The 21,279-nt window shown below is 62.8% G+C and carries 17 protein-coding genes; 5 read left to right on the plus strand and 12 right to left on the minus strand.

Annotated elements, in window-relative coordinates:
• Positions 1–781: SRPBCC family protein (locus tag VLU25_17580; GenBank protein ID HSR69748.1), on the plus strand; the 781-nt coding region annotated here is incomplete at its 5' end.
• 165 nt (positions 782–946) lie between these two features.
• A complete protein-coding gene (gene msrA, locus VLU25_17585) occupies positions 947–1,603 on the plus strand; it encodes a peptide-methionine (S)-S-oxide reductase MsrA (protein HSR69749.1) in 657 nt (218 codons plus the stop codon).
• A gap of 8 nt (positions 1,604–1,611) precedes the next feature.
• Here msrA and VLU25_17590 read toward each other — a convergent pair whose 3' ends face one another.
• The 9 genes from VLU25_17590 to VLU25_17630 all read right to left on the minus strand — a co-directional run bounded on the left by VLU25_17590 (position 1,612) and on the right by VLU25_17630 (position 14,423).
• A complete protein-coding gene (locus VLU25_17590; GenBank protein HSR69750.1) occupies positions 1,612–4,050 on the minus strand; it encodes an ABC transporter permease in 2,439 nt (812 codons plus the stop codon).
• 170 nt (positions 4,051–4,220) lie between these two features.
• Positions 4,221–5,282: a glycosyltransferase family 2 protein gene (locus tag VLU25_17595; GenBank protein HSR69751.1), complete on the minus strand. Its 1,062-nt coding sequence runs from the start codon at positions 5,280–5,282 to the stop codon at positions 4,221–4,223.
• A gap of 30 nt (positions 5,283–5,312) precedes the next feature.
• Positions 5,313–6,737: a UDP-glucose/GDP-mannose dehydrogenase family protein gene (locus VLU25_17600; protein HSR69752.1), complete on the minus strand. Its 1,425-nt coding sequence runs from the start codon at positions 6,735–6,737 to the stop codon at positions 5,313–5,315.
• 28 nt (positions 6,738–6,765) lie between these two features.
• Positions 6,766–7,725: a class I SAM-dependent methyltransferase gene (locus VLU25_17605; protein HSR69753.1), complete on the minus strand. Its 960-nt coding sequence runs from the start codon at positions 7,723–7,725 to the stop codon at positions 6,766–6,768.
• 24 nt (positions 7,726–7,749) lie between these two features.
• Entirely contained in the window at positions 7,750–8,502 is a 753-nt protein-coding gene (locus tag VLU25_17610; protein ID HSR69754.1) for a glycosyltransferase family 2 protein, read from the minus strand.
• Positions 8,489–10,684 carry a tetratricopeptide repeat protein gene (locus VLU25_17615; protein HSR69755.1) on the minus strand — a complete coding sequence of 732 codons (2,196 nt, stop codon included), beginning with the start codon at positions 10,682–10,684 and terminating at the stop codon, positions 8,489–8,491. Before VLU25_17615 ends, VLU25_17610 begins: the two co-directional genes overlap by 14 nt.
• A 107-nt stretch (positions 10,685–10,791) precedes the next feature.
• Entirely contained in the window at positions 10,792–11,943 is a 1,152-nt protein-coding gene (locus VLU25_17620; protein HSR69756.1) for a glycosyltransferase family 4 protein, read from the minus strand.
• Positions 11,940–12,932, minus strand: a complete 993-nt coding sequence (locus VLU25_17625; protein HSR69757.1) for a glycosyltransferase family 2 protein — start codon at positions 12,930–12,932, stop codon at positions 11,940–11,942. Before VLU25_17625 ends, VLU25_17620 begins: the two co-directional genes overlap by 4 nt.
• Before the next feature lie 39 nt (positions 12,933–12,971).
• Positions 12,972–14,423, minus strand: a complete 1,452-nt coding sequence (locus VLU25_17630) for a sugar transferase (protein HSR69758.1) — start codon at positions 14,421–14,423, stop codon at positions 12,972–12,974.
• 46 nt (positions 14,424–14,469) lie between these two features.
• Here VLU25_17630 and VLU25_17635 point away from each other — a divergent pair, with 46 nt between their 5' ends.
• Positions 14,470–15,423 (plus strand): glycosyltransferase family 2 protein, encoded by a 954-nt coding sequence (locus tag VLU25_17635; protein HSR69759.1) that lies wholly within the window; start codon positions 14,470–14,472, stop codon positions 15,421–15,423.
• A gap of 4 nt (positions 15,424–15,427) precedes the next feature.
• Positions 15,428–16,315 carry a glycosyltransferase family 2 protein gene (locus VLU25_17640; GenBank protein HSR69760.1) on the plus strand — a complete coding sequence of 296 codons (888 nt, stop codon included), beginning with the start codon at positions 15,428–15,430 and terminating at the stop codon, positions 16,313–16,315.
• 2 nt (positions 16,316–16,317) lie between these two features.
• Here VLU25_17640 and VLU25_17645 read toward each other — a convergent pair whose 3' ends face one another.
• From VLU25_17645 to VLU25_17655, 3 genes are read right to left on the minus strand one after another with little or no spacing between them, the layout of a single operon-like run.
• The gene (locus tag VLU25_17645; protein HSR69761.1) at positions 16,318–17,355 is read right to left on the minus strand and encodes a glycosyltransferase family 1 protein; all 1,038 of its coding nucleotides are present in this window, start codon (positions 17,353–17,355) and stop codon (positions 16,318–16,320) included.
• Complete coding sequence (locus VLU25_17650) at positions 17,352–18,503, minus strand: glycosyltransferase family 1 protein (protein HSR69762.1); 1,152 nt, start codon at positions 18,501–18,503, stop codon at positions 17,352–17,354. Before VLU25_17650 ends, VLU25_17645 begins: the two co-directional genes overlap by 4 nt.
• 7 nt (positions 18,504–18,510) lie before the next feature.
• Positions 18,511–20,352, minus strand: a complete 1,842-nt coding sequence (locus VLU25_17655; protein ID HSR69763.1) for an O-antigen ligase family protein — start codon at positions 20,350–20,352, stop codon at positions 18,511–18,513.
• A 105-nt stretch (positions 20,353–20,457) separates the two neighbouring features.
• Here VLU25_17655 and VLU25_17660 point away from each other — a divergent pair, with 105 nt between their 5' ends.
• Entirely contained in the window at positions 20,458–21,234 is a 777-nt protein-coding gene (locus VLU25_17660; GenBank protein ID HSR69764.1) for an ABC transporter permease, read from the plus strand.
• Positions 21,235–21,279 lie beyond the last annotated feature (45 nt).

Consider the following 21,279-nt stretch of genomic DNA (forward strand, 5'->3'; position numbering starts at 1 on the left):
GACCTCGTGGTTTGCCGAGCAGGCCGAGGTCGATCTGGATGAGGGGCGCTACGCCTTCTGGGGACGCTTTACGCCCAACGCACCCTCGGGACCGCGCCAGGAGCTGGTCTCTTTCCAGCCCGGCCGGCGGCTGGAATACGACTGGCAATTGGACGCCGGACTTTCGCGGGTACGCATCGAGCTTGAAGACGCCGGGCAGGGATCGCTGATGCGGGTGCACCAGAACTCGCCCGAGGTGCGTGAAGGCGATCCTTCCATCTTCGATTTCTGGAGCCTCAGCGCCGAGAACTTGCGCCGCCTGCTCGAAAGCGGCGGCCCGCCGGTGCTGTGCGATTTCGCCGTCCGTCCCCGCGGCCAGGTCAGCTACTCGGTTGACATCGGAGCCGACCGAAGCACCGTCTACCAGGCGCTCATCGATCCTCGGCAGCTCAACCGCTACATTGCCTCCGATGCCGAGGTGGAGCCCCGCAAGGGCGGCGTCTACAACTTTGGCTGGAAGGGCGGCGGACCCATCAAGATCCTCGATCTGGAGCCCGAACGAAAGCTGGCCTACTCGTGGAATTACCACGACGGCGACACCGTAGTGCAGTGGGAGTTGGAGGACTCGGGAGGGGGCACCCGCCTGACCATCGTCCACAGCGGCTTCGCCGAGGATCAGGATCTGGAGGGCTACCGCTGCGGATGGCTCAACTTCTTGAACCTGATCAAGTCGATGAGCGAGCAGGGAGCATCCTGGAAGGCCCCGCGGACGATTGCAACCGACTGCCCTGAGGGGGCCTAGGCCGGGGTGGTCTTGTACAGGCTGGACATCCGGCGCTGAGATGGGGCATTTCTACAATCGCCGCAAGGATGCGCCTCCCACCCGCCCTGGAGACCGTCAGCCGCCCTGCACCCCAGTTGGCGGAACCGGCGAAACCGGCGGCGCGCGGGTGGCGTCTTAGGGGGTATGGGAATCTGGAGCTTTAGCAAGAAGGTTGAAATGCCGGCGCCGGAGAAGGCGCTGCCGGGGCGCAGCGAAAAGATGCCGGTCCCCGAAAAGCACCACGTGCTGGGGACGCCGCTTGAGCCGCCGTTTCCTGAGGGCATGCAGCAGGCGGTCTTCGGCATGGGCTGCTTCTGGGGAGCGGAGAAGAAGTTCTGGCAAGCCGAGGGCGTCTACACCACCGCCGTCGGATACGCAGCCGGATACACTCCCAACCCCACCTACCGCGAAGTGTGCAGCGGGCAGACCGGGCACAACGAAGTGGTGCTGGTGGTCTTCGATCCCGCCAAGATCTCCTACCCGCAAATCCTCAAGATCTTCTGGGAGAATCACGATCCTACCCAGGGCATGCGCCAGGGCAATGACGTGGGGACCCAGTATCGTTCCGGCATCTACGTCTTCGACGACGAGCAGCGCCGCCTGGCTGAGGCTTCAAAGGAGGCCTTCCAGCGGCGCTTGACAGGGGCCGGATACGATGAGATCACCACCGAGATTGTAGGGGCTCCCGAGTTCTATTACGCCGAGGACTATCATCAGCAGTACCTCTCCAAGAATCCCGGCGGCTACTGCGGACTGGGCGGGACGGGGGTTTCCTGTCCGGCCGGGATTGTTTCGGAGTAAGGAAGCATTCACTCGGCGCGCAGGGCGGTGATGGGGTCGACGCGGGTGGCGCGGCTGGCGGGCAGCAGACAGGCCGCTGCCGCCACTGCCGGAAGCAGCGTACACACCGCGACATAGGTCGGCAGGTCGAGGGCCTCGACGCCGTAGAGCTGGCTGGACAGCCAACGCGTCAAAGCCAACGACAACACCACTCCCAGGCCCACGCCGGCCAAGGTCAGCGACAGTCCCTGGGTCAACACCAAGCGGAAGATGTCGGCTGGGCGGGCGCCCATGACAATGCGGATGCCCGTTTCCCTGCGGCGGCGGCTGACGGAGTAGCTGATCACGCCGTAGATTCCGACGCAGGCCAGAAGCAGGGCCATGGCGGAGAAAAGGCCCAAGAGCAGGGTGGCGAACCTTTCCTGTCCCACCGAGGCGTCGACCACCGACTGCATGCTCTGCAAACGGTAGATGGGAAGGGACGCGTCATATTCGTCCACCGTCTCGCGCAAGGCGTCCAGGGCCTGATCGGGAGCCAGAGAGGTCCGCGCCACCAGGGACAAATTGCCTGACCAGGGAAGCTGGTAGTAGGGCACATAGACGATGGGACGCGGTTCGGCCCGCAAGGTGTCGTGACGGACGTTTTCAACCACTCCCACGATGCGTCTGGGGCGAGAGTTGAAGCCGACGATGAGGCGCTGGTCCAGCGGGTCCTGTTGGGGGAAGAAGCGATCCGCCAACTCCTGGTTGATGACGATCACGTCGGCGGACTCGCGGTCGTCGCCGGGGGCGAAAGAGCGGCCGCTGAGCAGGTCGATGCCCATGGTGCCAAAGTAGCCGGGAGTCACGAAGCTGAACGCGACCTGGCGGTTTTCCCGTACTTGGTCCTCGATCTCGCCCTCCTTCAAAAAGCTGGTCCCCTGGCGGTCGTCTCCCAGCGGAATGTCGAGAGTGAAGCCCGCCGACTGGAAAGCGCTGGAGGCATTGAGGGCGCTCTCCAGGTAGCGGTAGGCCGTGATGCGCTGGGGCGCTTCGGGATAGCGGTTGGGGGGCAGGCTGAGGCGTCCGGTCAGGACCTGTTCGGTCTGGAATCCGCGCTCGGCGTCGAGCAGCGCGAAGAAACTGCGGAAGAGCAGTCCGGCGCCCACCAGCAGGACGATGGAAAGGGCCACTTCAACCATCACCAGGCCCGAGCGCAAATTGAGCGCTCCCCGCCCTTCCGAACCTGCGCGGTCGCCTTCACGCAGCGGTCCGCTGAGGTCGGGGTTGAAGGTCTGCAGGGCGGGAGCCAGGCCGAAAAGCAGTCCGGTGAAAAGCGCCACGCCCAAGGTAAAGAGAGCCACCTTCCAGTCCAGTGAGGCCTGCTCGAGCCGCGGAACGTTGTCGGGCGCCAGCACCACGACGGCATCCACGGCCAGGGAGGCCAGCAGCAGCCCCAGCGCTCCTCCCGACAAGGCCAAGGCCTGACTTTCTCCCAGCAGTTGAGCCACCAGGCGGCCGCGGCCCGCCCCCAGAGCCGAGCGCAATGCGAATTCGCGGCGTCGGGCGGTGGCCCGGGCCAGCAGCAGATTGGCCACGTTGACGCAGGCGATGAGAAGCAAGAAGCCCACCGCCGCCAGCAGCAGGTAGAGGTCGGAACGGATGGCGCCCACCATCTGCGAACTGAGCGGGGTGAGGACGATGTCCCAGCCTTCGTTGCTGTCGGGGTAGCGCTGCTCGAGCGAAGCCGCCAGCGACTGCATCTCCTGATCGGCCTGAGCCAGGGTTACACCCGGCTTGAGGCGTCCGATCACGGTCATGAAGTGGGCCCCGCGCTGTCCCGCGGCCATGTCTATGGCAAAGGGCACCCACAGATCCGATTTCTCCGAGGAGGCCGTGCCTTCCAGCGTCAGCGGAGGCGGGAACTCGAAACCCTCCGGCATCACGCCCACGATTTCATGGGGCTCTTCATTGACGTCGATCCTCTGCCCCACCACCGGGCGCGAGCCGAAACGGGTGCGCCACAGCCGATGACTGATGAGCGCCACCTTGTCGGCGCCGGGACGGTCATCCTGGCTGGAAAAGAGACGCCCCTGCAAGGGGTCCACTCCCAGCAACTCCAGAGCGTCGAAGGTGAGCCGCGTCCCCCGCACGTGATGGGGCCGTCCCTCTCCGCCCACAAAGAAGTCACGCTCGTCGAAGGCTCCCATGGCCTCAAAGGAACGGCTCTCCTTTCGCCAGTCGGCGAAATTGGGAGGAGAGGCATACATGAGGGGAAGGCCCCTTTCCTGCTGGCGCTCCCAGATGACGACCAGCCGATCAGGATCCTCAAAGGCCAAGGGCTGCAGGAGCACGGCGTTGATGACCGAAAAAAGGGCGCTGGAAGCCGCGATTCCGAGCGCCAAGGCCACGATGGCCGCTCCCGAGAAGCCGGGATGGGCGGCCATGAGGCGAAAGCCTCGAAGAAAATCCCTCCACATTTCACTCATTCAGGGCCTACCTTTCCGCTTTTCGTCCCGTCCTTTGGACCTCAACTCCCCAAAAAGGTTGCTGCCGGAGAAATGCAGAAATTCTAGCAGTCTGCATTGGCCTTCCGCTAGTAGCCAGTTCCGCTTCCCCCCGACGCCCGGCAACCGGGCCTGCATGGTTGGGGGCGTTTTCATTGCCGTTCTTGAAAGGCCAGACGGCGTGCCGAAATGCGCCAGCGCAGCAGCAGGCGCAGGAACTCGAGGTCGCTCAGACGGCGCTGTTGACGCAGGCGCCGGCGTTTGCGCCACATTGCCGGCGTCCCCCTTGCACCGTCGGCCACGGCACGAAGCACGGCGCCCAGCAGCAGCCGCAGCGAGGACTGTCCGCGAAAGGCTCCGGCCGACCCGCGGCCCAGCAAGGCTGCCAGCAGGTTCCAGGCCCACCGGTAAGCCGTCAGCAGCGGCGAGAGCAGCAAGAGGGGCAAGGGCAGCACCTTGACCGCCAACCACCAGCGGTTGCGTTCGACCCAGTAGATCTTGCGCTGCGAGAAGCGTCCGCTGGTAGAGGAGTGGTGGTGCTCGACAACGGCTTGCGGGACGTAGAGGCAATCCCATCCCATCAGGCGGGCCCTCAGCCCCAAATCGGCATCGTCGGCGTAGGCGAAGAAGTCGGCGTCGAAGCCCTCTGCCTCTTGCAGCAGGCGGCGGCGGTAGAGGGCGGCGCAGCCGTCGGGGAAGAGGGCCGGGCCGGCTTCATCGTACTGGCCCCGGTCTGGTTCTCCCGTGCCGCGTCCCCGGTTTTGCCCGTCGGGGAATATGAGGTGTCCGGCTTTGTCGATAACGGTGGAACCATGGAAGAGGATCTTGCAGGCCGCCATTCCCGCACGGGGCTGCGACTCGAGGGCCTCGACCATGCGGGAAATCCAGTCGGGACGCGCCTCGGCGTCGTTGTTCAAGAGGGCTACATAGCGTCCCGCGAGGTGATCCATGGCCCGGTTGTTGGCAGCGGCGAAGCCCAGGTTTTCGCCTTGCGGCAACACCTCGATGCGGGAGTCGTTCAGGCTGTGGACAGCCTCCACGCTCCCGTCGTCGGAGCCGTTGTCGACCACCACGATCTGCAGGCGGGGATAGTCCTGCTTGAGCAAGGAGTGCAGACAGTGCATGAGAAGTTGGCGGCGGTTGCAGTTCACGACCACTGCCGAGACGAGAGGAGGCTGCGAAGGGGCCTGCATGTCGGGCGTGGGCTGGGGCATAGGCTCCCCTTCAACCCTTGGAGAAGGGCTTTACGACCTGCCTACGGCGTAGTAGACGAAGCCGTGGCGAGGCATCGTGTGGAGGGAATACTGATTCCGTCCGTCGAAGATGACTGGATAGCGCAGCAGTTTTTTCATGCGCCCGAAATTGGGATTTCGGAAGACATCCCACTCGGTCACCAGCACCAGGGCATCGGCGCCGTCCAGTGCCGCATAGCTGTTGTCGAAGAAACTGATCTCCTCTTTGAGGATACGGCGGGCCGTTCCCATGGCCTCCGGGTCATAGGCCTGGATCGAGGCACCCCGCTTCAGCAGGCATTCGATGATGCGCAGTGAGGGGGCCTCCCGCATGTCGTCGGTGCGGGGCTTGAAGGACAGTCCCCAGAGGGCGAAGACCCGGCCTTTGAGGTCGCAGGGGGGCGTTTCCGACGCCGGACTGACACTGCGGCGGCCTTCCCGCTTGATTTCCTCCAGCAGTTCAGGCGTCACCTCTTCGTCGCGCTGGCGGATGCGCTCCAGGCGCTGGGGAGCCTGGGAGGAATAGAAGCGGTCGATCTTCTCGACCAGCACGGACTTCTGGCGCTCGTTGACGGATTCGATGGCCTCCACCAGGCGCAGGGGAAAACCCACCTCGTAGCCCATGTTCATGAGGGCCTTGACGTCTTTGGGGAAACAGGACCCGCCGTAGCCCAGTCCGGCGAAGAGGAAGGAGCGTCCGATGCGCTGGTCACTGCCGATGCCCTGGCGCACTGCATTAATGTCGGCATCGAGGCGTTCGCACAACTGGCTCATCTCGTTCATGAAAGAGATGCGGCATGCCAGCATGGCGTTGGCCGCGTACTTGGTCATCTCCGAACTGCGGGTATCCATCACCAGAATGGGCGCCCCCGTGCGGGTAAAGGGTGCGTAGAGTTCGCGCATGACGCCGGCTGCTTCTTCGTCCTCTGTTCCCACGACTACCCGGTCGGGCTTCATGAAGTCCTCGATGGCGGCGCCTTCCTTGAGGAACTCCGGGTTGGAGATGACCGTAAAGGGATGGGCGGTAAGGGCCTCCACTTCGCGGCGGACCTTGTCGGCGGTCCCCACCGGGACGGTGCTTTTGTTGACGATCAGCTTGGGCCCGTTCATGCAGCGGGCCACGTCGCGGGAGGCTTGAAGCACGGAGCTCAGGTCTGAAGAACCGTCTTCGCCGGCCGGGGTACCCACGGCGATGAAAATGATGTCGGATTCGCGCACGCCCTCGGCCAGGTCGGTGGTGAAGCTCAACCGTCCTTCTTCCAGGTTGCGCTCCACCATTTCCTCAAGCCCGGGCTCGTAGATGGGAACCTGGCCCTGCTGCAGTTGAGCGATCTTGGCCTGGTCGATGTCGACGCAAATGACGTCGTTGCCCGACTCCGCGAAACAGGTGCCGCTGACCAATCCCACATAGCCGGTTCCGATCATGCAGATCTTCATAATGGTCCTTCTCGGCGAGCGGTCTGTCTCAGATCTTTTCTCCGACGGTGGCGTAGACAGTCAGGGTCGCTCCTCGTCCCAGCTTGGCCTCCAACCAGGCCCAGGGCTGCAACGCTACCAGGATCGGAAAGTATAGCGCTTCGCGCAAGGCTAACGAAAAGGCGTCTGCGCGTCCGCCCCGGCGCAGCTTCCTGACCCGCTGCGACATGGGATCGAGAAAGGGGAAAAGGCTGGAGGCCAGGGCAGCCGCGTTGTCGCGCAGCGAAAAATGGCGCAGGCGGTGGACGCGGTAGCCGGCGCGTCCCAGCAGGTGCATCAGATTATAGGGGTTGTAGTTGTAAAGATGACGGGGGCAATCGAGCCCGTACCAGCGCGAGCCCATCAAGCGCGCCTGCAGGCTGCCGGTGTTGGGAACCTGCACAATCAGCTTCCCCGGCGGACGCATCAACTTTTTGAGGTTGCGCAGGTAGCTGAAGGGCTGGGGAAGATGTTCCAGGGTATGGAAGAGCGTGACCAGGTCGAAGGACTGGCCGGCTTCGATCAGGGCCTTTTCATCCTGGCTGAAGATGCGTCCTGGAGCCTGGGCTTCCGCCAGCCGGCGGGCCTCCTGCGACTGTTCCAGCCCATAGGCGTCGAATCCGGCCTCGAGGGCCGCCGCGACCAGGGTGCCGTTGCCGCATCCGATGTCCAGCATGCGAACCTTGGAGGGCTCCTCCGCCACCGAGCGCAGGAAAGCCAACTGGTCATTTGCCAAGACCCAATCCCGGTAAGCCTTCTCCAGCGCCGATACCTTGCCCGAGGGCTTCCACCAATAGCCGGACGGATAGAAATCGCCGATCCGCTCCACCACCTCTTCTTCCTTCTGAAAGAGCAGACCGCAACTGCTGCAGCGGTGGATGGTGAACTCGCCCTGGGCGGCGCCAAAGAAACGGTCCCGCATTCGGTAGCGGGGGCGGGTGTTGGGATAATCGCAGACGGGACAGGTCATAGGGCGCTGGGCGGGTTGGTCCGTTCAACCCTCTGGGTGGACGGACTGCCGCGTCCTCCGGTGGGCCTTTCGCTTGGCTCCGAAGGCATAGGAGGGAGAGCGGCGAGGCAAAAAGCGTTTTTTAAAGAGAAAGAGCAGATTCGACCATCCGTCGCGCCAGGGACGCAGCTTGATCTCGCCGGCGCGGTTGGAATAACTGATGGGGATCTCCTTAAAGCCGATGTTGCGGTCGAGCAGGGCTTCGATCTTGATCTCCTCCGAAAAAGCCATGCCGTCGCTGCGCAGGTCCATCCGCTCCAAGGACTCCTTGAAGAAAATCCACATTCCTGATTGGGAGTCCCGCACCCAGCGCAGGTAGAGGACCGACATCACCAGGCTGAGAGCGATGTTGCCGATCTTGTTCTTGAGCGCCATGGCGCCCGGATTCTGGATGGGAAAGCGGGATGCCGAAATGAAGCCCACCTTTGATTTGAGAAGGGCTTCCAGCAGGTAAGAAAGAGCGTCCACGGGATAGGAGTGATCGCCGTCCAGAGTGACGATGATGTCGCCTTCGACATTGAGAAGCCCGGTCTTGTAGGCCCTGCCGTAGCCTCTCACGTTCTCGCGAATGACCCGGGCGCCCATGGATCGGGCGATCTGCGCGGTGCCGTCGGTGGACCCGTTGTCGACAACCACGATTTCATCGACAAAGGAGGGGATGCGCGAAAGCACCATGCCGATGCCCTCCTCTTCGTTGAGGCAGGGAATCACCACCGTAATGCGTCTACCCTGGTACATCTTGCTGCACCTCTTTCTCCTCCAGTTGCTGCAGAGCCTGGCGGGCGTTCTCCAGCAAGGTGGGATTCTGCCCGTCCCGAAGATAGATCTGGAAGGCTCGTTTCGATTCCTGGATATTGCCCTGCAGATAGAGCACCTGGGCCAGATTGAAATAAATGTCTTTAAGATGAGGGTAGCGCTGCAAGGTGCTGAGATAAGTCTCGGCGGCATCCTGCAACCGACCGCTTCGCTGCTGAGCCTCAGCCAGGTAGAGCATGTTCTCCTGCACAGGCTTGTAGCGCACAGCCCTCTGCAGGTAAGGGATTGCTTCTTGAGAGCGTCCCACGCTCAGCAGGATGGTGCCCAGGCGGGCGTTGCCGTCGGCGTGCCTGGGCCAGGCCTTGAGGAACAGCCGCAGTTGCTGTATGGCTTCCTGCTGATTCCCCACGTCTTGGTGGAGGACGGCCAGATTGTAATGGGCGGCCCTTGTCTCACGCCGAGCATCGCTCTGCAAGGCCCGCTCGTAGTAGTCCTTGGCCATGTTCCAAAGGCGTTCCGCTTCCTCGACTTGACCGCGTTGACGATGCAGCAGTGAAAGCGACTTATAGCAGTTGCCGATGTTGCTCAACGCCGAAGGACTGGAAGGATCATGCTGCAAGCCTCTCTTGAGCAGGTCAAGGCCTGAAGTGATCCAGTCTTCCTGTCGCTGCGGATCTTGAGCGGACTTGGAACCGATCTCGAAATACATGCTGCCCAGGTTGACCAGGGCGGTGGCCTCCTCGGGCTCCAACTGAGTCGCCTTGCGAGTCATCTCCAGCGCCTGGCGGCGCTTGACCGGATCCGAAGCGGAAGACTCGAAATAGATGCGTCCCAGGTTGACGTTGGCCCGAAACGATTGGGGCGCCTTGGCCAAGGTGTCTTCCCAGAGGCGGGTGGCGTCGTTCCAGGTCTCATTGCGCTGGTAGGCGAAAACCGAACTCGCCGCCACCAGCACCGCCACTGCGGCCCAAGCCGCGCGGGTCGGGAAAGAATCCGACTTGGCCAGCAAGCGCAGCAGTTCGGCAACCGCCACGGCGATTCCGGCCAGGGGAACGTAGAGAAAATGGTCGGCCGCCACCTCATGAAAGGGGATCAAGTGGAGCACCGGAAGCAGAAACAGCGCGAACCACAGCAGCCCCAGCGAAATCAGGGGCGCCTTGCGGTAGACCCACACCGCCAGTCCCAGGTAAGCGGCCGCGGCCAGCAGCGCAACCAGCGTCATAGGCTCGCTGAAACCGCCCGAGATCGGGAAGACGTCGCCCTTGTAGTCGGCGATGAGCGGGAAGGGCCAGAGAATCATTTTGGCGTAGTGGGCGAAGAGCTTGAAAGAAGTCCCCAGATTCGTTTCCCAGCTCCCTCCCCACAGCCCCACCATGCGGCTGGCCCGCATGACGAAAGTGGCGTGATAGAGCCCCGCCAGGGCCGCCAGGGCTGCAGCGCTGTAAAGCAGCGGATGGCGGCGGGCCGCTTGCCAAAAGGCTCGCAGGAATGTGGGGCCTTGCCCGGCCGGCTCTTGCTGCGAGGCTTGAGGGCGGCGGAGTTCAAGATGGAGTGCATCAGCCATCATCAGCAGAGCGGGAAAAACGATGACGACTTCCTTGGAGAAAAACCCCATAAGGAATAGAAACAGTGAGGCCGCCAACCTCCAATGCCGGCCCGTCTCGCGAAAACGGCTGTAGAGCAGCAACCCGGCCAGCACGAAAAAGAGAGCCAGCAGGTCTTTGCGTCCCGAGATATAAGCCACCGCCGCCGTCTGAGCGGGATGAGCCAGAAATAGGGCCGTGGCGCAAAAAGAGGGCCAGACAGAGCCCGTCCACATGCGCAGGAGAAAGAAGAGAAGAAGGCCGTTGAGTGCGTGCAGCGCCACGTTGAAAAGGTGATAGCCCCAGGGGTCTTCGCCCCCCAGCGCATAATTGATGGCGTAGGTGAGCGTGCGCACCGGGCGGTATCCGCGGGTAGGCACAACGATGTCGCTGTATAGCTGCTCAGTGACCTGGGGATTCTGCAGTATGAGTGGCCGGTCGTCGAAGAGGAACTCGCCATTGAGGGTGTTGGCGAAGAGCAGAAAGGCGAAAGTATACAGGCACAGGCAAGCGACCCAAATGAGGGCGGGCGAATCGAACTGTACAGGCTGGCGCCTGGCTTTGCGCTCTCTCTTGGCCATGCTGTCTGAGCGACCTCCGGCTGCCCGAAAGAAGGCGTTTCGAGGACCTCCCTTGTCTCTTTTCCGACCCTGGCCGCGGCTCCTCTGCCGATGCCTTCAAACAGCCGTTACACCTGCCTGTCCGCTTCCCCGGAGACTCGCAGAATTGTATCAGTCACCTGCTCCCAACTCAACCGGCGCCGCAAGGCCCGGATGTTGGGCAAGAGGTCGGCAGGCGGCCCCTGGCGCAAAAACTCCTGCAATGACGCCGCCAGGGCCTGAGGGTCGTCGGGAGGCACCAGGAAACCGTTGACTCCGTGTTCGATGACCTCCGGCAATCCGCCGACCCGAGTTGCCAAAACAGGCAATTCGAAAAGAAAGGCCAAGGGTATGATTCCGCTCTGGCTGGCGGCCTTGTAGGGCAGAACCAGCAGGTCGGAGGACCGGAAAAGCGAAGGCACCTCCCGGCTGGAGAGGTAACGGGGAATCCAGCGGACGCGCGGGCTGATTCCCAAGCTCTCGGCCTGGCGGCGGAAATCGTCCTGGCTGAGGTAGAACTCGCCGGCTACGGTCAGACGCCATTCGAGTTGCGGGGGAAGGAGCGCCAGAGCCTCAAGCAGGGTGTCCAGCCCCTTGTACTGGCGTACGTTGCCGAAGAAAAGCAAACGGAGGGGATCGCCGGGCGAAGAGGGCTGAGGTCCGGGATCGTAACCCGAGAAATGATAGTCCTGGATGGGGAGAAACGCCTTGCCCACGGGTTGGCCGCGGGACAGCTTGCGGATGGTGCCGACGATCTCTTCTCCGTGGGTCACGAAGGCGTCCACTTTCTTGAAGAGACGGCGCACCAGCAATCGCTCGGCCCATGCCCGGCCGGGGAAGCGGGCATGTTCGTGGGAAAGCACGTTGTGGCAGACCATCACGACCCGGGTCGAAGTGTTGCGCCGCAGCCTTTTCAAGAGCCCGCAATAGCAAGGAGCCATGAAAGGGTGCCACCATTGCAGCACGGTCACCTCGGGGTCGAAGCGGGCCATGCGGCGGGCCGTGGCTTTCCAGGTTCGGGGACGCACCGAATCGAGCAGGCGTTCGGCTGCCTGATTGCGCCCTTCCGCCTCGGGATCGAGCTGCTTCTCTCCGGGCAGCAGCCAGTCCGGATACTGACGCAGGAAGGAGATCAGCAGGGTCTCGTGTCCTTGACGCGAGAAGGCGCCGTGCAAGAGGCTGTTGTATTGAGAAATGCCGCCGCGCAAGGGTGGCGCGGGCCCTACCAAGGCGATCTTCATGACTTCCGGCTTATCGGTCCGCCCAGCGCGCGCGGCTGGCTCTCTGAGGACGCCTCGGGCTCCAGGATCTCGTCTATCGAGTAGTCGTCTTCGCGGCGGCTGCTGTAGGCGATCATTTCGGCCAGCAAGCCGAAAAAGAAGAACTGCACTCCGATAATCGACATGAGGATGGCGATGAAGAACAGGGGGCGTCCTTCGATGTAATCGCCCAGCAGCCACCCCACTGCCAGGTAAGCCAAGATCACCGTCCCCAGAAAAGAGAGCACACCTCCCAGAATGCCGAAAATGTGAAGCGGCTTGCTGGAATAGCGGGTGAGGATGAGCACCGTCAGGAAATCGAAAAAACCGCTCAGCATGCGGCTGATACCGTACTTGCTTCGACCGTAGCGGCGCTTGCTGTGCTCGACCTCCACCTCCCCCACAGCGAATCCCCGATAGCTGGCCAGGACGGGGATGTAGCGGTGCATCTCGCCATAGACCCGGATCTCCTCGATCACACGGCGCCGGTAGGCCTTGAATCCGCAGTTGATGTCGTGGATGTTGAGGCCGGTCATCCTGGAGGTGACCAGGTTGTAGATCTTGGAGGCCAGCCGCTTGCTCCACTTGTCCTTGCGGCGATAACGCCACCCGGAGACCAAATCGAATCCCTCCTTCAACTTGGACAGCAACTTGCGGATCTCATGGGGACGATCCTGCAAATCGGCGTCGATGGTGATGACCACGTCGCCGCGGACGCGCCTGAATCCCGCCGAGAGGGCAGCAGCCTTGCCGAAGTTGCGGCGCAGGCGGATGATGCGCACGCGGGCATCGCTCTTTTGCAGCTCCTTGAGGACCTCGAAGGACCCGTCCCTGCTGCCGTCGTCCACGAAAAGCAACTCGAAGTCCTGGCTATGGTGAGGCAGTTCCTGGACCAGTTCGCGGTAGAGCTCGAGCAGCGAAGGCTTCTCGTTGAAGAGCGGAATGATGACCGATATTTTCCAGGCAGTCATGACGAAACTTTCAAGATATCAGACAATGCGGCCTGACGCTCAACTTCCGGGCCTGGTCAAGACCACTTTCACGGTTTCGAGCACGATCAGCAGGTCGAGCGAAAAGCTGTAGTTGTAGATGTAGGCCAGATCGTACTTGAGCTTGCTCTCCGCCGAGGTGTGGTAATAACCGCGGACCTGGGCCAGCCCGGTGATGCCGGGCTTGATCTTGTGGCGCTCCGCGTATCCGGGAACCTCTTCTTCAAACTGGCAGACAAAGCCGGGACGCTCCGGCCGGGGACCCACCAAACTCATGTCACCCCGCAGGACGTTGATGAACTGGGGCAACTCGTCGAGGCGAAAGCGGCGCAGCCAGCGTCCGAGAGGCGTGACGCGGGGATCATCGACTTGGGCCAGCATTTCCCGGCCCGCCACTTCGGCATCCCTGACCATGGTGCGGAACTTGACGAGGCGAAAGCTCCTTCCGCCTCGACCGACTCGCTCCTGCACATAGAAGACGGGGCCGGACGATGTGACCTTGACGGCGGCGGCCGTCAAAAGCATAACCGGCCCGGCCAGCAACAGCAGCGATCCTGAAACAAAGATGTCGAACGTCCTCTTGAGGAACCTCTGGAAGGGCTCGTTGGGGTTGCGCCGGACGTCGATAAGCGGCGTGTCGTGGACGTTGACGTGGCGCATCTTGCCGATGACCATCTCGTAGACCGAAGGCAGAATGGCGATTCGAACATCGGTTTCGGCCTGCAACCGGCTCACCGAGGTCATCACGCGGTCCTTCCAGGTCGGTGCCGAGGCGATGATGATCTCTTCGATGGCGTGCTGGGTGATGACGGCATCTAAGTTTGAAAGCGCGCCCAGGACCGGATAATCGCCGATCTCCTCTGCGTTTGAGTCCTCATAGTCGACCTGAGCGCTGAAGACGATTCCGGCGATTCTCATCCCCATCCAGGGATTGCGTTCGATCTCGGCAATGATCTCTCGCGCTGAACTGGGCAGATCGGCCACCACCAGGACGCTCAAGACGTGCCGCTTGACTTGACTCTTGACGTAAACCCTCCACAGAGACAGGAAAACCAGGTTGAAGCACCCGAACAGGAGCAGCACTTTTCGGGGAAAGGGGCTGTTGGTCAGGAAGATCAACGAGGTCACGGCGGCAAACTGAACCAGACAGACGGTGGCGCAGTAGGCCACGATTTCGCGCAAGCGGGTGCGCCGCATCTCGTCGTAGAGGCCGAATATATAGAGCAGGAAAATCTGCGACAAGAACAGAATCACCCAGGGATGGCGCACCGCTTCGAAGCGGGTTTCGGGGATGATGTCGCGGGTGAAGGGAATGGAGACGTTGAGCGACAGCCACCAGGCCAACAGATAGGCCAGTATTCCGACGGCGCAGTCGACGGCCACGATGACGATGGGGTGGGAAAGGATGAAACGCGCCATTCCCCGCCCCGCCGTAGCCACGCGGTCTACCGAAATCGTTTCGCTGTTTCGCATGCTGATGTCTGAGGAAGAATTATAATACAGCCCCGTGTCGCCCTCGGTGAGCCTCATTGTGATTAATTACGACGGCATGCGCTGGATCGACGAGTGCCTGCAGTCGATCATGGATCAGTCGCGTCCAGCCCAGCAAGTGGTGGTGGTGGACAACGCCTCCAGCGACGGCAGCGCCGACCACGTGCGCCGCCGCTGGCCCCAGGTTCAACTGGTGCAATTAAAGGAGAACCTGGGTTTCCCAGCCGCCTGCAACCGGGGTGTGGCGGCCTCTTCAGGGGAATTGGCGGCCATACTCAACAACGACCTGGTGCTGGCCCGAGACTGGCTGCAGAGTCTGCTGCAGGAGGTGCGTCCACCTTGGGACATGTGGGCTTCGCGTATCGTTGTGGCCGACGATCCCCGACAGATCGACAGCGCGGGCGACGGAATGGCGGTGGTGGGAGCGGCCTTCAAACACGGCCATGGACTCCCCGCGGCCGACTACCTGCGCTCCCGAGAGGTCTTCAGTCCCTGCGCCGCGGCAGCCCTCTACCGCCGCTCCCTGCTGAAGAAATTAGGCGGCTTCGATGAAGACTTCTTCCTCATCTACGAAGATGCCGACCTGGGTTTTAGAGCCCGCCTGGCGGGCCACCGCTGCTACTACGTGGCCGGAGCCGAGGTGCGTCACCACGTCAACGCCAGCATCGGTTCCCTGAGCCGCAACTACGTCTTCTTCGGACGGCGCAATTCCTCTTTTCTCTTCTGGAAGAACATGCCCTGGCCTTTGTTGCTGCTCTACCTGCCCGAACGGCTGCTCTTCGAGGCTATGGCGGCAGCCTACTTTGTGCTGAAGGGGCGCGGACCGGAGGTGTTGCGGGCCAAGTGGGCGGCGCTGAGAAGTCTCCCGACAGTGTGGAAGAAGCGCCGCAAGATCCAGTCGGCTCGCACCTTGCCTGTAGGCGAATTGCGCCGACAACTGACCCGCAACTGGCTCAAGGGACGCCTCAAGCCCGGCAGGTGAACCCGTGAAGCGACTGGCCGTCATCATCGTCAACCACAATTCCACCGACTACCTGCGCCGCTGCCTGGATTCCCTGCGCCGCCAAGGGGGCGAGCCTTCGTTTCAGACCGTCGTGGTCGACAACGCCTCCCGCGACCAGGACTTCAGCCAACTGCGGAAAGAACACCCCCGGGTGCGGTTTCTTCTCAATGCCGACAACCGCGGATTCTCGGCCGCCTGCAACCAGGGGGTCGAGGTTTGCCAATCGCGCTTTTGCCTCTTCCTCAATCCCGACTGCGAGGTGGAGCAGGACGCCCTGCGCCATCTCTGCGACTTCCTGCAATCCCATCCCGAGGCTGGAATCGTGGGGGGGCGGGTGCTCAATCCCGATGGAACCCTGCAACTGGCCTGCCGCCGCTCCATCCCGCGTCCGCGGGTGGCCCTCTTCCGTGTTCTGGGGCTCAGCCGCCTCTTTCCCAAGAGCCGCCTCTTCGGGGCCTACAACCTGACCTACCTGGACGAGAAGCAACCGGCCCGGGTGGAAGCCGTCTCGGGATCGTTCCTGGCCTTCCGCCGCCGCCTCTACCGTGAGGCCGGGCCCATGGACGAGGATTTCTTCCTCTACGGCGAGGACCTCGATTTCTGCTACCGGGCCGCCCAGGCGGGCTGGCAGGTCCACTACATTCCTCAGGCCGTGGCCATTCATCACAAGCAGAAAAGCGCCTCCCGCAACCCCGACCTCAGCCTTTATCACTTCTACCGCTCAATGCGGCTTTTTCACGACAAGCACTTCGCCTCTTCGTCTTCCTGGCTCACCAACCTTCTGATTCGAGGGGGCGTGGGGTTGCTCTACCGGTTGCAGCGCCTGCGGGTCCGCCTGCTGGGCCGCCACGGCGGGGGCTCCAAGTATTGACCCTACTTCGCACCTCGCAAATCGGGCCTCGAACTTCCGATGAGTTCCCGGTAGACCTGCAGCGTCTGGCGGGCGGTATTGTCCCAGGTGAAGCGGGCCGCGTTGCGGCGGCCCCTCTCCATCCATTTCGAAGGCTCGTCCAGCACCTGTCCCAGAGCCTGGGCCAAGTCGCGGGGAACGGGATCGACGAGGAGAGCGCCCTCCCCCGCCACCTCGGGAAGACAGGAGCGGTTGGAGGCCACCACCGGCAGTCCGCAGGCCATGGCCTCGACCATGGGAAAGCCGAATCCCTCGTAGCTGGAAGGGTAGCCCATAGCCGAGGCGGCATTGTAGACACCCACCAGGTCTTGCAGGGAAAGATCGCTCAGATGGCGCGAGTGGCCCACCAGACCCTCTCCTCCGCGCAGGACCTTGCCCACCAGCACCAAGGGCAGTTGCAGGCTGCGGCAAGCCTCGGCCAGGGCGTCAAGATTGCGCCGGGGATGAATGTCTCCCACGTGGAGCACGAAACGCCGGGGCAGATCGAGCCGCTTGCGCACCTGCTCGCCCAGGCGGGGGCGAGGGCGGAAATCGGGCGAAACGCCCAGGTAGACGCGCCGGATGCGCTCTTTCAAGGCGGGAAAGAGCCTCACCAACTCGCCGGCCGTGAAGTCAGAGGGCACCAGGATGCGATGGGCGCGGAAGAGGGAGGCCCGATAATAGCGGCGCCGCAGCGGATCGTTGGCGTAGGGATACCACTCGTCGCGAACCAGGTAGGAAATGTCGGCCACCATCAACACGACTTTGCAGAAATTGAGCAGGGGAAGCGTGTAGGTGGGAGCATGGTAGATATGCCATTTGCGCCTCCATTGGGCCCACAGAGGACGGCTGTGGTTCCACAGCAGGTTGTTGGAGGGGCGCGGATCCTCGAGAGGCTCTAGCCAAGGGATGCGGGCCATCAGGTTGCGCACGTAAGTGGCGATTCCGGCGGGACCGATGCGCAGCGAACGGGCGTCGATGCCCACCCGCACGCCTTCAAGGTCTGGAGGCCGCCGGCTCATCGCAGAGCCTCCTTCTGCCAGCGGCACAGTCGCTCAGCCGAGCGGGCCCAACTGAACTGGCGCGAGCGCTCCAATCCCTGCTGACCCATGCGGACGCGCAGAACGGGATCCTCCAGCACTTCCCACAGCGCATCGGCAATGGACCGGCTGTCAGCGGGATCGAAATAGCGGGCGGCCTCTCCTCCCACTTCAGGCAGAGAGGCCGCCTGGGCCGCCACAGCGGGCGCTCCGCAGCGCATGGCTTCCAGCAGCGGAATTCCGAAGCCCTCGTAGAGAGAAGGAAAGACGAAGGCCTGGCAGGCGGAATAAAAATGTCCCAAATCGGCGTCCGGCACATAGCCGGGAAAGAGCACTCTCGATTCCAGTCCGTGGCGAACAACGCGCGCGCGCACCTCCTGCACCTCGGGAATGTCCCAGGCGAAGCTCTCGCCCGCCATCACCAGCGAGCCCCGATAGCCGCGCCCGGCCAATTGTGCGAAAGCCTCGACCAGGGCGGGCAGGTTCTTGCGGAAATCGGTGCCGCCCAGGTAGAAGAGAAAGTGTCCGCTGATGCCGTACTTCTCCTGGAGACGGGCTTTGGCTCGGGCCTCCTCGACCGGACCCAGGGCCGGATGGCAATCCTGGTAGAGCACCTTGACTTTGTCTTCTTCCAGCCCCCAATGGCGGCACAGGTCTCGGCGCGAATGCCGGGATACGGTCACCACCATGGCAGCCTGGCGCACCCGCTCCACCGCCGAAGAGAGAGCATAGCGGAAGTCGGCGGGCAGGTGGCGGCGGGTCTGCTCCCAAAACAGATAGGGAATCAGGTCGTGGACATAAGCCCAGACCGCAGTTTCCCTGCTGACCGGGGCCGAAGTGTGTTCGGTGGCGTGAAAGAGCTGGAGGCGGTCGCGGCGCAGGCGACGCGGCAAGGTGAAGCGGTCCAGCAGCCAATTAAGCCGGCTGGGCCTGGCCAGGTAGGGCAAATCGACAAAGGCGGCCTGGTGCGGGGTTTCTTGCGGACGCTGGCCGCGAATGGAGTAGAGAGTGTAGGAATTGTCCTTGTCAGCAGCCAGCAGGTGGCTGACCAGTTGACTGGTGAAACGTCCGATGCCGCGGCGGCGGGATCCGGGTTTGAGGCAAGGGCGGTAGTCGATTCCGATTCGCATGGGCGACTCAGCGCGACCGCTGATCAAGCTGAGCCAGCGCCTGGCGCGCTTGAGCATAGCCGGGACGGTAATGGAGCGCCGTCTGCAGGGACTCGCGGGCTTCCCGCGCACGGCCCAAGGCCATGTAAGCCACTCCCAGATTGGTGAAGACCTCAGAGGACGGGATGTAGCGCGCTGCTCTACGGTAACTCTCCACGGCTTTGTCGGGACGGCCCAGCAGGAGCAGGGCCGATCCCCTCAGGTCGTAGGCGCGGTAGCAGGTCGAGCACAGATTGACCGCCGTCTCGAGGTTGTCCAGCGCCCGGCGGGCCGCGATGGCACGTCGGCTGGCGCTGCCTTGCTGCGAGTAGGCGGATTGCAGAAACCGCTCGCCCTTTCCCATAAAGACATTGGCCCTCCAGGCCTGTACTCGAGGGTATATCAGCAGCAGCGCCAGTACGATCAGCAGGAAGGCCTTAAGGCGACCGGCGCGAGTCGAGAGAAACGCCGCATCCGCTTGGGTGAAGGCCTTTGCCTGGCCCGCCCGCATGCCGCTGTAAAGAAGAATGATCAGGGCCGCCGGCAGGGGAGCCTGAAAGGGAAAGAAGGCCAGGCACTCCACCGCCACGAAGAGCACTCCCGCCGCGTAGAGCGCCCACCAGTAGGGATCGTGCCCTCCCTCCAGGTCAAAAGCTTTCTTGAGGCACGGGACCAGGGGCCAGAAAAGCAGCGCCAGGAAAGCCACCAAGCCCGGCAATCCCAACTCCAACCAAACCTGCAGGTACTCGTTGTGGACTTCGCGGAAAGCTCCGGGCTGCTCCAGGAGCTGTTTCTGGCGGCCTGTTTCGGTCTCTGCCCGGTAATGAAAGAAGTCGACCCCGAAACTGTCCAAGCCGGTACCCAGAAGCGGGTTTTCCAGCACCATGCTCCAGGTGAGCGCATATACGGGCTGCCGCCCGGCGGTGGCTACGCTCCAGTCGCCTTCCCGCATTTGCTGGGCCACGGTCTGAATGCGGTCGATGACGCCCGCCTGATGGGCAGCTACGCCTCCCAACAGCAGTGCGGCAGCCATTCCGGCCCAAAGCAGAGCCATGGCCCGGGTGACGCCGAGGCCCCGCCGGAAGTGCTGCCAGTGATGGTAGGCGGCCCAGAAGAGAAGGCTCAGAGCCAGGGCGGCCAGGGTGGTCAGGGTGCGGGTGTAGAGCAAACCAATCAGGTTCAGCAGCACCACGGCCGCCGCCGCCAAGCGCAGGGAGCGCGAGGGGGCTCTAAAAAGCCAGTAGAGATTGAGCAGCAGGCAAAATGCGAAAAAGAAGGCGCCGCTCTGCACCTCGCCGACCAGCCCGGCGGGAATGGCGCGTCCCTCGATGGTCCTGCCCTGCTGGTCGACCATGGCGGAAAAGAAGCCGTAGTACTGAAACAGCGTCATGACCGAGTGGAGGGCGGCGACGGCTCCCAGGACGAACCAGAGGCGGCGCAGAAACTCCTGGCTCCAGATCTCGCGCAGCACCAGAAGCAACAGCGAGAGAAGCAGCAGGACGGCGAAGGCCCGCAGCGTCATCTGCAGGTGACGCGCCGCCCACAGGCTCTGCAGCCCGGCGTAGAGAAGCCCTGCGAGAAGCAGCGTTTCCCATCTTGCGGGACGTCCTGCAAGACTCACCCTGCGGGTCAGCAGAAAGGCGGCGATCAACACCACCGCTCCCGCCGACAGGAAGAGTTCCTTGGGGAGACGGAACTTGTCGAGACCCTGCAAGGAGAAGACGAATGGAAGGAGCAGAAAGAAGACTGCCGCCAACAGGCGCAAATAACCGTCAGCACCCCTTCCCTGCCGGTCTTGAGCGGACTTGTGGTAACGAGCCTTGGCCTTCACGGTTGCAGTTCTCTCTCTTTAGCGGCAAACTGTCGCCCGACAAGATGATGCCGCCACAAGTGTAACGGCCTCTATCCTAACAGGACCGGAAAGGGCTGGGTACGATTGCGACTGGGCAACGAGTACTTGATTCGCGAGTTGGTATGGCGCGACATCCGCAGCCGCTATATCGGCTCTTATTTCGGGATGCTGTGGTCGATCGTTCATCCGCTCGTTCAGTTGGCCGTTTACACCTTCGTGGCCTATATCTTCACCCGCAAGGCCAGCCCTGAGAACGCCAACCCCTGGCTCTTGGGCGCCGTCATTTTTTCGGGACTCATGCCCTGGATCGCCTTCCAGGAGGCTCTGGCCCGAGGAGCCGTCACCTACGTGGAAAACGCCAACCTGCTTAAGAAGGTGCGCTTCCCCATGCCCCTGCTGCCGCTCCAGGTGGTCCTCACCAGCACGGCGCACCAGTTGATCGGACTGGGCTTGTTCATTATCGTGCTGGGGGTTTTGGGACGGCTCAGCCCTCTCAACCTGCTGCTTTTGCCGCTGCTGCTGGCGGTGCAGATGATCATGGCCTTCGCAGGGTGCCTGGCCGTGGCTTCCTTTCATGTCTTCATGCGCGACACGGCTCAGGCGCTCAACCTGCTCTTGACGGTGGTTTTCTGGACCACTCCCATCGTCTACCAGCGCTCATTCACTCCCTCGGAACTGGGACGGCTGCTTTCGCTCAATCCGCTCACCCACATGGTGGAAGCCTACCGCTGGGCGCTGCTGGGGCAGCCTTCGCTCTCCTGGACGGGCCTGGCCTATTGGGTTGGCTGCACCCTGCTCCTCCTGGCCCTGGGGCTGTGGGTCTTCAAGGCAACGCGCCGCCAGATCGTCGACTTCGTGTGAGGCCCCAAGCCCCGGCTCAGAATCTATGAACGCCGGCACCAGTGC

The organism is Acidobacteriota bacterium (genome assembly GCA_035471785.1).
Classification (GTDB): domain Bacteria; phylum Acidobacteriota; class UBA6911; order RPQK01; family DATIPO01; genus JANQFM01.